15 protein-coding genes are annotated in these 12,697 nt (G+C 59.1%); all 15 read right to left on the bottom strand.

Features of this window, described 5'->3' with window-relative positions:
- Nucleotides 1–3: 3 nt before the first annotated feature.
- Nucleotides 4–816, bottom strand: coding sequence for a HAMP domain-containing protein (locus tag PPRO_RS19335; RefSeq protein WP_049759640.1), 813 nt, complete (start codon nt 814–816; stop codon nt 4–6).
- A gap of 4 nt (nt 817–820) precedes the next feature.
- Nucleotides 821–1,606 (bottom strand): prepilin peptidase, encoded by a 786-nt coding sequence (locus PPRO_RS04800; RefSeq protein WP_011734917.1) that lies wholly within the window; start codon nt 1,604–1,606, stop codon nt 821–823.
- A gap of 12 nt (nt 1,607–1,618) precedes the next feature.
- Nucleotides 1,619–3,385 (bottom strand): phosphoenolpyruvate--protein phosphotransferase, encoded by a 1,767-nt coding sequence (ptsP, locus tag PPRO_RS04795; protein WP_011734916.1) that lies wholly within the window; start codon nt 3,383–3,385, stop codon nt 1,619–1,621.
- Nucleotides 3,366–3,632, bottom strand: a complete 267-nt coding sequence (locus tag PPRO_RS04790; protein WP_011734915.1) for an HPr family phosphocarrier protein — start codon at nt 3,630–3,632, stop codon at nt 3,366–3,368. Before PPRO_RS04790 ends, ptsP begins: the two co-directional genes overlap by 20 nt.
- A 130-nt stretch (nt 3,633–3,762) precedes the next feature.
- On the bottom strand, nt 3,763–4,617 hold the full coding sequence (locus PPRO_RS04785; RefSeq protein ID WP_011734914.1) for a polysaccharide deacetylase family protein: 855 nt from the start codon (nt 4,615–4,617) through the stop codon (nt 3,763–3,765).
- 6 nt (nt 4,618–4,623) lie between these two features.
- Nucleotides 4,624–5,016: a PTS sugar transporter subunit IIA gene (locus tag PPRO_RS04780; RefSeq protein ID WP_011734913.1), complete on the bottom strand. Its 393-nt coding sequence runs from the start codon at nt 5,014–5,016 to the stop codon at nt 4,624–4,626.
- Entirely contained in the window at nt 5,013–5,876 is an 864-nt protein-coding gene (rapZ, locus tag PPRO_RS04775; RefSeq protein ID WP_011734912.1) for an RNase adapter RapZ, read from the bottom strand. Before rapZ ends, PPRO_RS04780 begins: the two co-directional genes overlap by 4 nt.
- A gap of 3 nt (nt 5,877–5,879) precedes the next feature.
- Nucleotides 5,880–6,839 (bottom strand): HPr(Ser) kinase/phosphatase, encoded by a 960-nt coding sequence (hprK, locus tag PPRO_RS04770; RefSeq protein ID WP_011734911.1) that lies wholly within the window; start codon nt 6,837–6,839, stop codon nt 5,880–5,882.
- An 89-nt stretch (nt 6,840–6,928) separates the two neighbouring features.
- Nucleotides 6,929–7,477: a ribosome hibernation-promoting factor, HPF/YfiA family gene (gene hpf, locus PPRO_RS04765; RefSeq protein WP_011734910.1), complete on the bottom strand. Its 549-nt coding sequence runs from the start codon at nt 7,475–7,477 to the stop codon at nt 6,929–6,931.
- 141 nt (nt 7,478–7,618) lie between these two features.
- Nucleotides 7,619–9,058, bottom strand: coding sequence for an RNA polymerase factor sigma-54 (gene rpoN / locus PPRO_RS04760; RefSeq protein WP_011734909.1), 1,440 nt, complete (start codon nt 9,056–9,058; stop codon nt 7,619–7,621).
- Nucleotides 9,059–9,090: 32 nt separating this feature from the next.
- Nucleotides 9,091–9,834, bottom strand: coding sequence for an LPS export ABC transporter ATP-binding protein (lptB, locus tag PPRO_RS04755; protein WP_011734908.1), 744 nt, complete (start codon nt 9,832–9,834; stop codon nt 9,091–9,093).
- The gene (lptA, locus tag PPRO_RS04750; protein ID WP_232286691.1) at nt 9,818–10,330 is read right to left on the bottom strand and encodes a lipopolysaccharide transport periplasmic protein LptA; all 513 of its coding nucleotides are present in this window, start codon (nt 10,328–10,330) and stop codon (nt 9,818–9,820) included. The genes lptB and lptA overlap by 17 nt, the downstream gene beginning before the upstream one ends.
- A 38-nt stretch (nt 10,331–10,368) precedes the next feature.
- Complete coding sequence (lptC, locus tag PPRO_RS04745) at nt 10,369–10,935, bottom strand: LPS export ABC transporter periplasmic protein LptC (RefSeq protein WP_011734906.1); 567 nt, start codon at nt 10,933–10,935, stop codon at nt 10,369–10,371.
- 88 nt (nt 10,936–11,023) lie between these two features.
- Nucleotides 11,024–11,539: a KdsC family phosphatase gene (locus PPRO_RS04740; protein ID WP_011734905.1), complete on the bottom strand. Its 516-nt coding sequence runs from the start codon at nt 11,537–11,539 to the stop codon at nt 11,024–11,026.
- Nucleotides 11,539–12,504, bottom strand: a complete 966-nt coding sequence (locus tag PPRO_RS04735; protein ID WP_011734904.1) for a KpsF/GutQ family sugar-phosphate isomerase — start codon at nt 12,502–12,504, stop codon at nt 11,539–11,541. Before PPRO_RS04735 ends, PPRO_RS04740 begins: the two co-directional genes overlap by 1 nt.
- Nucleotides 12,505–12,697 lie beyond the last annotated feature (193 nt).

The following is a 12,697-nucleotide window of genomic DNA, read 5'->3' as shown; positions in this document are numbered from 1 at the left end:
CTTCTACGAACGGAAGGCCAGTTCACGTGCCTGGCGCAGTTCCAGATTGGCCTTTTCAAGGGCGGTCAGCTGTTCGGCGACCTGGCGTTCCTTGTTCAGTAGGGCGCTCGACATCTGGTTGAACGCCTGGGCCAGCCGGGCAAATTCGGAGCTGCCCGAAACCGGCAGCTTCTGGCCGTACTGGCCACCGGTAATCCTTTCGGTCGCGGTCAGCAGCCGGTTTATGGGATTGACGACGATGCGGGAGAGGACGAAAGCACCCAGGCCAAGCAGCAGGATGAAATCCAAGATAAAATAGGCGACCAGCAACTGCTTCGTACGCGAGAGGCGGGTTTTTTCAGGCTCCAGCGATATCAGCAGGCCGGCCTTGGCCACCGGCACTCCTGCGCGCGATACGTTCATGATGTGCGCAATGCCGCTCCCGTCGCTGCGTACAAAACTCCCCTCAGCTTTGGCGGGAAGACCGGCGAAGGGCAGGAACACATCGCCTCCCTCGCGGCCGGCGCTGAAGATCGGTTTGCCGTTTCCGTCCAGCAGCGTCAGGCGGGTGAAGGCGTCTTCCTCGAACAGTATCCGGGCGTAGATGGACGCGGATGAGTCGGGAGCAATGATCTTGTCGGGGAAAGTGGGAACGGAGTCGGGGAGTTGGCTCGCAAACGCCGCCAGCAACATGCGGGCATGCTCACTCTTCTGGGCATACAGGTCGTTTGCCGCGGTCTTAAAGGCCAGCAGGCTGAAGAGCAGCCAGGTCAATACCAGAAGCCCCCCCAGGAAGGCCATGATTGATACGATCAGGCTCGGGCGGCATTTGAGCATGGACTTACCCCTGGAGACCACCCAGGGTGAGGTACCAGCTGATCAGACGGGGGCCGTAAAAAACGTACAGCAGGGCGCCCAGGGCGAGATAGGGGCCAAAGGGAATGGCCAGCTTCGAATCTTTCTTCTGGATCAGCATCAGGGAAACGCCGATCACCGAGCCGGCCAGCGAACTGACGAAGATGATGAACGGGATGGATTTCCACCCCAGAAAAGCCCCCATCATGGCCAAAAGCTTGATATCACCGCCCCCCATCCCCTCCTTGCCGGTCACCAACTGGTAACCGTAGGCCACCAACAGCAGGCTCCCCCCTCCCAGAAGTATGCCCAAAAGCGAGTTCAGCCAGCCGTGCCCCCTGAGGAAGAAAGAAAAGATGAAACCGAGCACGATACCGGGCAGGGATATCTCGTCGGGAATAATCTGATGCTCCAGGTCGATAAAGGTTATGACAACCAGCGCGGAACAGAAGAGGAACAGGACAGCAAACGCGAGAGTCGGCCCGAAGCGGAGAAAAAGCGCCAGAGACAGAAGGGCGTTGAGCAACTCCACCAGAGGGTAGCGGGGGGATATCTTTTCCCGGCAGCCCCGGCACCTGCCGCGCAGCAGCAGGTAGCTTACCAGCGGAATATTGTCGTACCAACGAATCCGGTAGCCACACCCCGGACAGTGGGAGGGGGGCGATACGACCGACTCGTCCCGCGGCATGCGGCAGATGCAGACATTGAGGAAGGAGCCGACAACAGCGCCAAGAATAAAGGAAAAGACCGAAAACAAGAGCTGCGGCGTCATGGGGATCCCGTCTCAATCCAAGGTATCGGAAAACGTGGTGGCAATGGCATTCCTGAGGAACAGGTCAACCTGTTCGGCGGTGGAAAACGCGAAGCAGGCGCTGGCGACCTCGGCAGCCTGATTCATGTCGCAACGGCGCAGCATCTGCTTCACCCGTGGGATGGAACCGGCGCCCATGGATAGTTCTCCGAAGCCAAGCCCGAGCAGTACCGGCAGATAGAGCGGGTCACCGGCCATTTCACCACAGATACAGGCGGGAATGCCGGCCCCGCGGGCGGCCTCCACCACCGTGCGCAGGGACCGGAGCACCGCCGGATGGAGCGGCTGATACAGCGAAACCAGATGCTCGTTGGAGCGGTCAATGGCCAGGGTGTACTGGATCAGGTCGTTGGTGCCGACACTGAAAAAATCCGATTCCCTGGCCAGCAGATCGGAGACCACAACCGCGGAGGGAACCTCGATCATGATCCCTACCTGGATGTGGCGGTCAAAGGGAATGCCCGCGTCATCCAGTTCGGCCTTGGCCTGCTCCAGCACGGCACGGGCGCTACGCAACTCATCCAGACAGGAGATCATGGGAAACATGATGCGCACATCTCCGGCTGCGCTGACCCTGAGAATCGCCCGCAGCTGTTTTTTGAACTCTTCGGGCATGCGCAACGCCAGCCGGATGGCGCGAACACCCAGGGCGGGATTCTGCTCCGTGGGGTGCTGCAGTCCATCCAGCAGCTTGTCGCCTCCAGCGTCCAGTGTCCTGATGGTCAGGGGGTGGGGTTCAACGGCGCGCTGCATGGCGGCATATGCCTGATACTGTTCTTCCTCCTCGGGCATCTCCCTCCGGTTCATGAAGAGCATTTCGGTACGGTACAGGCCGACCCCTTCGCCGCCATGGCGCAGCACCGACGGTCCCTCCTCGGGCACCTCAACGTTACCCTTGAGCAGGATCCGCTGGCCGTCCCGCGTTTCGGGCGGCAGTTCCGCCAGCCTGAGCAGCCCGGACTCAACGTACTCATAGTGCCGTTTGCGCTGCAGATGTTCGAGAAAGGTACTGCTGTCGGGGTTAACGATCACCGTGCCGCTGAGACCGTCAAGGATGGCCGGCATTCCATCCAGCGGCTTGTCGGCGACCCCTTCCACGCCGACCACCGCCGGCAACTCAAAGGCCCGTGCCAGGATCGACGCATGGGATGTTCTCCCCCCTATCTCGGTGACGAATCCGATGATGCGTTCGCGATCCATCTGCAGGATGTCGGCGGGCGAGATGTCGTGAGCCACGATGATGGTCTGGTCGCCATCGGGAACTATGGGCGCATGGGGTTCACCGGCAATGTTGCGCAGGATCTTGTCGATGACCGTTTCCACATCGTTGATCCGCTCGCGTAGGTAGGGGTCGTCTATGCCGGCAAAGTATTCGCGGTACTTCTGGAGTGTCCGGCGCAGGGCGCCCTCGGCGTTTATCCGGTCAGTAGTGATATGCGCCACAGCTTCGCTGAAGAGACGTTCATCGGACAGGATCAGCAGGTGGGTATCGATAAAAAAGAGGTGATCGTCGCCGGCGGTTTCCCTGAGCGTTTCCTTGAGCTGGCTCAGTTCGTCCCTGGTGCGGGCAATCCCCGCCTTCAGGCGCTCCTCCTCGGCGGTAACGGCTTCCCCTCTGACAGCGTACTCGTCAACGGAGATATGGCGTCGGTCGACGACACGCAGTCTGCCCACGGAAACTCCGGGCGATGCGGCGATACCGCTGAACCTGAGCATGCTGTTATTCTTCGCCGAATCCATTGACGATCAACTCTCCCATGGCTGCCATGGCCTCCGCCTCGTCGGCGCCATCGACGGTCAAACAGACGGTAACCCCTTTCGACGCGGCTAACATCATGATGCCCATGATGCTCTTGCCGTTCACCTCCACCCCTTCCTTGGAGAGCTTGATATCGGACGTAAAACGGCTGGCGGTCTTGACGAACAGCGCCGATGCCCGGGCATGCAGCCCAAGCTTGTTGACGATCTGAAATTCATTCTGGAGCATGATACGGATAACCTTCTCAATCAGGATAACAACAGTCGCGGCTTTGCAGCACAGTCAGCTTCATAGCATGCCGCCCACGACCAGTCAATAAACAGCGTTTCATTTCAGCGCGATCCATGATCCGAACAGCCTACTCCAGGGGGTAGTCGGACAGTTTGACGAAACGGAATCCACGCCTCAGCAACTCAGGCAGGGCATCAATCACTCCGGCCGCGGTTTCCCCCTCCGGGTGGTTCATGTGCAGGAGCACAATGTCACCCGCGTGGGCACTGAGCAGCGCATCCCTGACCTGTGCCCTGCGAAAGGTGGCTCCGGCATCGCCAAGAACGGAAAAACCGGCCACCGCATGCCCCAACCGTCTGGAAACCTCCACGGCCAGGTCATCGTAATAGGCGGTGCCCGAACGATACACACGGGGGCGGACACCGGTCAGGGCACCTATCTTGCGGGCATTGCCCTCGATCTCTTCCACCAGTTCGCCCACGTTCCCGGTACCGGCAATTCCGTACGCGGAACGCCCGGAAACCGAGGCGGGACGGTGATGCAATCCATGGTTGGCTATCTCGAAGAGTGGATTGGCGGCCAGCTGCCTGAACAGGGTGGGATTGGCGTCGATCCAGCGGGCATTGATGAAGAGCGTGGCCGGTATCCGCTCCCGCTCCAGGAAGGCCAGCAGGGCGGAATCAACTCCCTTGCCCCGGGGACTGCCGCAGGCATCCAGGGTGAGCGCAACCACCCTGTCGGAAGTCTTCAGCCTTGTGTGCACTCCCTTCACCCGCTCGCCCCACTCCCGCGGGACACGTCCGCGAAACTCCAGGCTGAGCTGTTCCCGAATCGACTCCAGCGTGGGTTCCGACCCGGCGACGGCGGGGAGATTTCCGCAGAAGAGCATGAGCAGGGCGCAGGCGAATGGACGCATCAGGCGAACTACCGCAACAACACCGCTCCTGTCGCGGCAGACCCGCGGACGTTTCTTCGCAATCATCTCAGGCTATTTGAGAAAATCACCGGGGATGAGGATAGCCTCCCTGCCGCACTTCTGCAGTTCGGCGGTCAGTTCTCCCACCCCCATGAGTTCGCGCTTGGAGCAGAATTCGATCACCATGGGAAGGTTGACCCCGGTCAGCACCTCAACCTGCCCGTCCTTAAGAAACGACATCGCCATGTTTGATGGAGTCCCGCCGAACAGGTCGGTCATGATGATCGCGCCATCGGCGGACGACTTTTCAACCGCGGCGACCACGCGGGACATGATGTCATCGGCATGTTCTCCCGGCGTCACTTCCACCTGCTCGCAGCATTCGATCGGCCCGACGATCATTTCCGCCGAGCGATACAGTGCGCTTGCCAACCCCGCATGGGTAACGAGTACTAAACCTGTCATTGCTGTCCCTTTTCAATATCCCTGTGAGTAATGCGTACCGTGGGCCAGTCCGCACGCAGGTACATGGCCGTGGCCTCGGCAATGGCCACCGAGCGATGCCTCCCGCCGGTACAACCGATGGAGATGGTCAGATAGTATTTCCCCTCCTGGCGATGCGCGGGAACAAGCATGTCAAGCATGGGGAAAAAGCAGTCCAGAAAGGTGGCTGTCTTGGGGTTGTCCAGAATGTACTCGCGCACCTCGTCATCCAGTCCGGAACCGGGCTTCAGCCGCGGCACGAAGAAAGGATTGGGCAGGAAACGCACATCCATGACAATCGACGACTCCAGCGGGATGCCATAGCGGAATCCGAACGACTTGATCTCGATCACCATCGGAGTCTCGGCATCCTCTCCACGCACGATGCGCAGGATCAGTTCCTTCAGCTGATGCACGTTGAAATCCGAGCTATCGATGATCCTGGTGGCCATCTGGCGCAGGGTGGACAGCCGCTCCCGCTCGATCCTGATCCCCTCGGAGACGGTGCACTGCTCCTCCGCCGGGTGACGGCGCCGTGTCTCCGAGAAGCGCCGGATGAGCACGTCATCGGAGGCATCGATGAAAAAGATCTCAACGCCGTGCCCTTGGTCGCGCAACGTCTGGAACGTGTTTTCGAATCCTTTCAGGAATTCGCGCCCACGTATATCGGCAACAAGGACGATTCCCCGGTAGGAATCGCCCGATTTCTCGATCAGCTCCACAAAGGGCCGGAACAGGCGCATGGGAAGGTTGTCGATGCAGTAGAAGCCCTCGTCCTCCAGCGCCCTGACCGCCGTGGACTTGCCCGAACCGGACATGCCGGTGATGACGATAATCCTCATGCCCTATTCCACCTCGTTTCCCAGCGGCCGCACTTCCAGTCGCGCCAGGAGGCGGTTCTGGAAATCCAGGGCCGAGTGATAGCCCATCCCCTTGAGCAGGAAGTTCCTGGCCGCTACCTCGATGATGGAGCCGAGGTTCCGGCCAGGCCGGACGGGAATGATGATGTGGGGGATGTCAACGCCCAGGATCGTCGTACTGTGGTCGTCCAGTCCCAGACGGTCGTACTCCTGATCCGGATCCCACTCTTTGAGCTCCAGGAGCATGTCAACAATCTTCTTCTCGCGGATCGAGGACACGCCGTACAGATCCTTTATATTGATGATTCCCAGCCCACGGATCTCCATGAGGTGCTGAATGGACTTTTCCGATTGTCCCACCAGTGTGGCCGGCATCTTCTTCTTGATGTAGACCATGTCGTCGGCAACCAGGCGGTGTCCCCGTATGATCAGGTCAAGGGCGCACTCACTCTTTCCGATGCCGCTCTTTCCGGTCAGCAGGATGCCGACGCCCAGCACCTCCACCAGCACGCCATGCAGGTGGGTGGTGGGTAGCAGCCTCTCCTCCAGAAACTTGGTAAGCAGGGAAATAAACGTGGATGATTTGAGCGACGTGTTCAGCGTCGGGATACCGGCAGCCTCTACCGTTTCAAGGAGAAAAGGGGGAGGAACGAGCCCCGTGGTAATAATGAAGCAGGATATGGGGAAGGAGCACACCGTCCTGACGCACTCCGCGGCCAGGTGGCTGTCGAGTTTACTGAGGTAGGATATCTCCGTATTCCCGAGGACCTGTACCCGGTCGGGGTGAAAATGTTCCGTATAGCCGGTCAAGGCCAGGCCCGGCTTCTGGATTCGGGAACTGACCACCCGGTTGGTCAAGCCACGTTTGCCGGCGAGGAGCGTCAACCCGAGACCGTACTCCTGGTCATCGAGAAGCTCCTGTATGCTGAGACTGATTCCTTCCACCGGCATTCTCCACGGAGACGGAGGCGCCCTTAGCGGGCGCCTCCGTTCTTCGTTCCTGCCATGAGTTGTTCCCCGAAGGGATCACCGCTTTAGGACTGCTGCGGCTCGATGATGCCGTAATTGCCGTCCTTGCGGCGGTAGAGGACATTGATGTTGCTGCTGCCGGCATCGGTGAACACGATAAAGTCCTTGTGCAGCAGATCCATCTGCATGACAGCCTCTTCGATGGACATGGGCTTGGCGGTTTCGATTTTCGTGCTGATGACCACCGGCTCGGAGCTGCTGTCAATGCTCTCGGCCTCGAAGATTTTCTTGGAGATCTGGCGGCCATTCCCGTCGGTGCTCGGCTTGTGGGCCTTGATCTTTTCCTTGTAGCGCTTGAGCTGGCGTTCGATCTTGTCGATCACGGCATCGACGGCGGCGTACATGTCGCTGGTCGCCTCGGAAGCCTTTGTGCTGATTCCCTTGGCGGTGATGACGATCTCGACGATGTGACGGATCTTCTTCTCAACGCTAAAAAAGACCTGAGCGGTGATCGGCTCGTCGATATACTTCTTCACCCGGTCAAGTTTCTCCTCGGCGTAGGACTTGAGGGCCTCACTCTGCTCCATGTGTCTGAATGTCGTGGTTATCTGCATACCTTCCTCCTTCATGTAGTGTCGTATTCAGTCGTTTCTGGTTCATCAAAAACCGGGTAGGATCGACATGGCCCGGCGGGAACTCCTCCCGCCAATTCCATCCGACCGTTGACCGCTACGGCACCCGGGAAATCCTTAGAGTCAGAAATGTCGTTTGCGCTCCGACGAGGAACCGAGCCTGAGCAGCTCACGGTACTTGGTTACGGTCCTCCTGGCGATAGTGACCTTCTCAGCCATGAGCATCTCGGCAATTTTCTGGTCTGACAGCGGTTTGCGCGGATCTTCCTTTTCTATTATCTCACGAATACGGGTCTTAACACTCTCCGAGGCGACGAAATCCCCACCGCTGGTGGCAAGCCCGCTGTTGAAGAAGTACTTGAGTTCATACAATCCCTGAGGGGTCTGCATGTACTTGTTCGTGGTGACGCGGCTGATGGTGGATTCGTGCATGCCGATATCATCGGCCACATCGCGCAGCACCAGGGGACGCAAGTATTCGATGCCGTAATCGAGGAATTCGCGCTGGAAGCGGACGATACTTTTGGCGACCTTGTAGATGGTTCGCTGGCGCTGCTGAATGCTCTTGATCAGCCAAAGGGCAGAGCGGATCTTTTCCCCGATGTACTCCTCGGCACGGGAGTCCACGGAGCCGCTGCTGCGCGCTTCAGAATAGAAGTGGCTGACCTTGAGGTTCGGCAGCCCTTCCTCATTGAGCATGACCACATAGTCGTCCCCCAGCTTGGAGACGAAGATGTCGGGCGAGATGTAGTGCGTTTCATCGGAACCGAAGAGCCTGCCTGGCCGGGGGTCCAGTCCGCCAATTATCTTGGCGGCGATATGCACCTGATGCAGGTCGACTCCCAAATCGCGGGCAATCAACTTATAGTTGCGCGTTTCCAGCGCCTTGAGATGGTTCTGCAGGATTCGTTCGACGACACCGCCCTGCATGCCAAGAAAACGGGCCTGGATCAGCAGACACTCGCGCAGGTCCCGAGCACCGACACCGGTGGGATCGAACTCCTGGATATGTTTCAGCACCGCCAGGACATCATCTTCGGGGACGTCACAGGCCTGCCCTATTTCCTCAATCGTGGAGCGCAGATATCCACCCTCGTCGATGTTGCCGATGATCTCCTCGCCGATGCGCACCTGATCGGGGAGGAAATGCCCCATGTGCAGTTGCCAGAGCAGGTGATCAATCAGCGTCCCCTTGCGGGTCAACAGACTCTCGAAGGATGGGCGATCGTCATCGCCGCTGTACTGCTCACCGGAACTGTAGTTATACCCGTCCAGGTAACTGTCCCAGTCGCGCAGGGTGTCATCGCCCGCTTCCACCTCGCGGAATTCGTCCGTCTCCGCAGGCGGTTCCGCTTCCTTTTCCGGGGCGTCAACCGACTCGGGATCCCCCCCCTCCTCCGGCTCGCCAGCTTCTTCGAGAAGCGGATTCTCCTCCAACTCCTGACGCACCACATCCTGAAGTTCGATACGGGTCAACTGGAGCAGCTTGATGGCCTGCTGCAACTGGGGTGTCATCACCAGCTGCTGGGTCATCTTTATTTGTTGGCGCATCTCCAAAGCCATATCGTTCAGTACCTATTAAAAAAAAGTCCGGCCTACAAACGGAATCCGTCTCCCAGGTAAATCTCCCGCGCCTTGCGACTGGACGCGATCTCCTCCGGGGTTCCGCACTCCAGAACCGCGCCGTCGCTCATGATATACGCCAGGTCGCACACTCCAAGCGTTTCGCGCACGTTGTGGTCCGAGATCAGCACACCGATATTTCGTTCCTTGAGGGTTACGATCAGTTTCTGGATTTCCGACACTGCAATGGGATCGATGCCTGCGAATGGTTCATCCAGGAGGATAAACGCGGGATTGGTGATCAGCGCACGGGCGATCTCGACCCGTCGGCGCTCTCCGCCTGAGAGGGCATACCCCTTGACATCGGCGATATGGCTGATGCCGAACTCCTCAAGCAGCTGTTCCATGCGGCTGATACGGGTTGCCCGGTCCGGTTCCACCACTTCCAGTATCGCCAGCAGGTTATCGGTCACGGACAGCTTCCGAAAGACGGAGGCTTCCTGGGGAAGGTAGCCGATGCCACGCCGTGCGCGCTGGTACATGGGCAGTCCGGTTATGTCGCTGTCGCCCAGGAAAACCCTGCCCTCGCTTGGCTGCGTCAGGCCGACCACCATGTAAAAGGTCGTGGTCTTTCCGGCCCCGTTGGGGCCCAGCAGGCCGACAACCGTCCCCGCCTGGATGGAGAGGTCGACACCGCTGACGACCTGGCGGTCGCCATACCGTTTACGCAACCCCTCGGACCAGAGCCGCAAACCCTTGTCAGCGGGGAGCGTCATTGTTCTTCCTCTCCCTGGGGTGGATAATCGTCACAACCGGCGCGCCGGCATCCCCGGTAACGGTACTCCGCTCATCATCGATCAGATAGGTGATGATCTTTCCGGTGGTGGAGTCGGCTCCCTGGGTGACTCGGGGGGTACCGCCGCTGAGGGTAATTTTTCCTTCCTTGCTGTCGTAAACGGCGTGAGCGGCGCTACCGACACGGTTTTCCTGAACGATGCGCACGTTGCCGTCGGCCTCGATCTTCTCCACCTCGTTCTTGTTGGTGCCATAGTGGATGGTCAGCTTGTCGGAGAAGATAGTGATATCTCCCTGTTTCGCAACCACCTTTCCGGTAAAGACAGCCTTCTTGCCCTTGTTGTCGGCCGTCAACTGACTAGCCTTAATGGTGATGGGCAGGTTCGAGCGATCTTTACGTGACACCCCGCCATCGGCAGGAGCCGCCAGAAGAGGAACTGCCAGGAGAAGCAGGGTGACCAGCTGGATACATGTCATGATTAGTTTCATAGGTGTGCTCTCATACCGACTCTGTGCTATCGCCGTTTCACAATCGCATCAACCGCACTGTGGAAGCGGACCACCTGGCCGTCCACATCCAGATCCATGCCCCGTGCGGTCAGCGTCATGCGCTGTTGGCGGAAGGTTACCGAATCATTCGTTACGAAACGTGACGTGGCGGCATGATAGTCGAGGGTCTCAGTATCGAACACGATACCCGAATCCGTCGTCATGTGCACCGTGCCACGCAAGGTGACGTTTCTGCTCTTCGTGGAGTAGGTTCCCCTCTCGGCAGTTACCGTGATATTTCCCGTACCGGGCCTCTTGACGAACAGCATGCGGATGCCGCTAAGGTTAGCAACTTCCCCCTCCTTGATGTACTCGGCACGCTCGGCCACAATGGTCCAGACGGTAGCGCCGTTACGCACCTCGGTGAAGCGTGCGTCGCGAAGGGCTAAATCGACATTGCGGGGAGTCTGCGGGGAAACCGGCTCCGACGGGGCCGGTTTGGAGCCGTTCAGGAAGATAGCAGCCACGATACCGATGACCGCCGTCACGACAAGAAGGGCCAGTGCAAGCCTGATGTTCCGGGACGATACCATACTGGCGCACTATAGCATCGCGCCGGAGGGCTGTCCAGCGAAACGTATGTTTATCCGGCTAGTTGGCATGGAGCTTGTATACCTCACGTCACAACTCATAGCGCGTGGCGATTTCAGGCCAGAAGCCACGCCCCTTGAGGATAAGATCGCATACCTCTCGCACCGCACCCCTTCCGCCGGAGCGGGATGACACATAGTCGGCAACGGCCAGCACCTCCGGCAGCGCATCAGGAGGAGCGGCCGCAAAACCGACCCGCCTCATAACCGGAACATCAATGACGTCGTCCCCCATGTAAGCGACCTGACAGTCATCCAGACCGGTTTTCTGCTTCACGTCGGCATAGCTTTCCATCTTCTTGAGAGCCCCCTGGTACACCAGTTCGATGCCCAGTTCACGGGTTCTGATATCCACCACGGCCGAGGTTCTGCCGGTAATGACTCCCACTTGGATCCCGTAACGCTGGAGCATCTTGATACCATGGCCGTCCTTGACGTTGAAGACCTTGGTTTCCAGGCCGTTGCCGTCAAACACGATACCGCCATCGGTCATGACGCCGTCCACATCCAGGAGCAGTAGTTTGATCTTTTTAAGTTTCTCCTGCATCAGGCTATCCCCGAGCGCAGAATGTCGTGCAGATGAACGATGCCACAGGGCACACTGCTTGTGTCGTCGTCAAAGACAAACAGGGAGGTGATGGAGTACTGCTCCATCAGCCGCAGCGCGGCAGCCGCCAGTTCATGGCGACTGATCCTCTTGGGGTTGAGCCTCATGATCGCTTCGGCCTCCCGTTCGAGGATGTCGTACCCCTTTTCCAGGGCCCGGCGCAGATCCCCGTCGGTGATAACGCCACGCAGTTCACCGTTATCGCCTGCCACTCCGGTCACGCCCAGCCGCTTGGCGCTGATGACGAACAGAACGTCCCTCATCACGGCCTGCGCGGATACCATGGGAATCTCGTCGCCGGAGTGCATCAGGTCTTCCACCCGCAGGAACAGCTTCTTGCCCAGGGCTCCGCCGGGATGAAAGAGGGCGAAGTCCTCGGCGCGAAAGCCGCGCTGGATCAGCAAGGCCACAGCCAGAGCATCTCCCATGGCAAGGGTTGCCGTGGTTGATGCGGTGGGAGCAAGCCCCAGCGGGCAGGCTTCTTCCTTTACCGACACATCCAGGAACAGGTCGCTGCCGCGGGCCAGGGTTGAGGCGGCATTGCCGCTCATGCCGATCAGCCTGGCGCCCAGGCGTTTGATGATCGGCAGGATGCGCAGCATTTCTTCGGTTTCTCCGCTGTTGGAGATGGCGATAACCACATCGCCTTTCATGATCATGCCCAGGTCGCCGTGGATTCCCTCGGCCGGGTGCAGAAAAAGCGCCGGCGTGCCGGTGGATGCCATGGTCGAGGCGATCTTCTGTCCGACGAGCCCCGACTTGCCCATGCCGCTCACCACCACCCGTCCCGTGCAGTCCAAAATCATCCGCACGGCCTGCTCGAATGCGCCGTTGATCCGTTCGGCCATGGCCAGAAGCGCCTCAGCCTCGACCCGGATAACACGACGAGCCTCTTCAACAATCATACACAGCCTCACCAGTTTCCATAAATGAACTACACCTCCGTCCCCTGAAGTCCGTGAGCCGTCAGAAGCAGAGGCAACGGCCCCGCCCATGGCGACGGAGGCTGGAGCCAAGTCGATGCAGTAAATACCAAATTACGGGAAATAGCAACCAGGAACAGAATCGGGACAGCCATCCCGTCCCGACTTAAAAAAG

This window comes from Pelobacter propionicus DSM 2379, assembly GCF_000015045.1.
GTDB lineage: Bacteria > Desulfobacterota > Desulfuromonadia > Geobacterales > Pseudopelobacteraceae > Pseudopelobacter > Pseudopelobacter propionicus.
This window is presented reverse-complemented; position numbering and strand designations above follow the sequence as displayed.

Excerpts from the sequence above, each read along its gene's own strand:
- PPRO_RS19335 (WP_049759640.1), bottom strand. The coding sequence starts at position 816 with ATGCTCAAATGCCGCCCGAGCCTGATCGTATCAATCATGGCCTTCCTG.
- PPRO_RS04740 (WP_011734905.1), bottom strand. The coding sequence starts at position 11,539 with ATGCAGGAGAAACTTAAAAAGATCAAACTACTGCTCCTGGATGTGGAC.
- rapZ (WP_011734912.1), bottom strand. The coding sequence starts at position 5,876 with ATGAGGATTATCGTCATCACCGGCATGTCCGGTTCGGGCAAGTCCACG.
- PPRO_RS04800 (WP_011734917.1), bottom strand. The coding sequence starts at position 1,606 with ATGACGCCGCAGCTCTTGTTTTCGGTCTTTTCCTTTATTCTTGGCGCT.
- PPRO_RS04785 (WP_011734914.1), bottom strand. The coding sequence starts at position 4,617 with ATGATTGCGAAGAAACGTCCGCGGGTCTGCCGCGACAGGAGCGGTGTT.
- lptB (WP_011734908.1), bottom strand. The coding sequence starts at position 9,834 with ATGACGCTCCCCGCTGACAAGGGTTTGCGGCTCTGGTCCGAGGGGTTG.
- rpoN (WP_011734909.1), bottom strand. The coding sequence starts at position 9,058 with ATGGCTTTGGAGATGCGCCAACAAATAAAGATGACCCAGCAGCTGGTG.
- PPRO_RS04780 (WP_011734913.1), bottom strand. The coding sequence starts at position 5,016 with ATGACAGGTTTAGTACTCGTTACCCATGCGGGGTTGGCAAGCGCACTG.
- ptsP (WP_011734916.1), bottom strand. The coding sequence starts at position 3,385 with ATGGATTCGGCGAAGAATAACAGCATGCTCAGGTTCAGCGGTATCGCC.
- hpf (WP_011734910.1), bottom strand. The coding sequence starts at position 7,477 with ATGCAGATAACCACGACATTCAGACACATGGAGCAGAGTGAGGCCCTC.
- PPRO_RS04790 (WP_011734915.1), bottom strand. The coding sequence starts at position 3,632 with ATGCTCCAGAATGAATTTCAGATCGTCAACAAGCTTGGGCTGCATGCC.
- lptA (WP_232286691.1), bottom strand. The coding sequence starts at position 10,330 with ATGACATGTATCCAGCTGGTCACCCTGCTTCTCCTGGCAGTTCCTCTT.
- lptC (WP_011734906.1), bottom strand. The coding sequence starts at position 10,935 with ATGGTATCGTCCCGGAACATCAGGCTTGCACTGGCCCTTCTTGTCGTG.
- PPRO_RS04735 (WP_011734904.1), bottom strand. The coding sequence starts at position 12,504 with ATGATTGTTGAAGAGGCTCGTCGTGTTATCCGGGTCGAGGCTGAGGCG.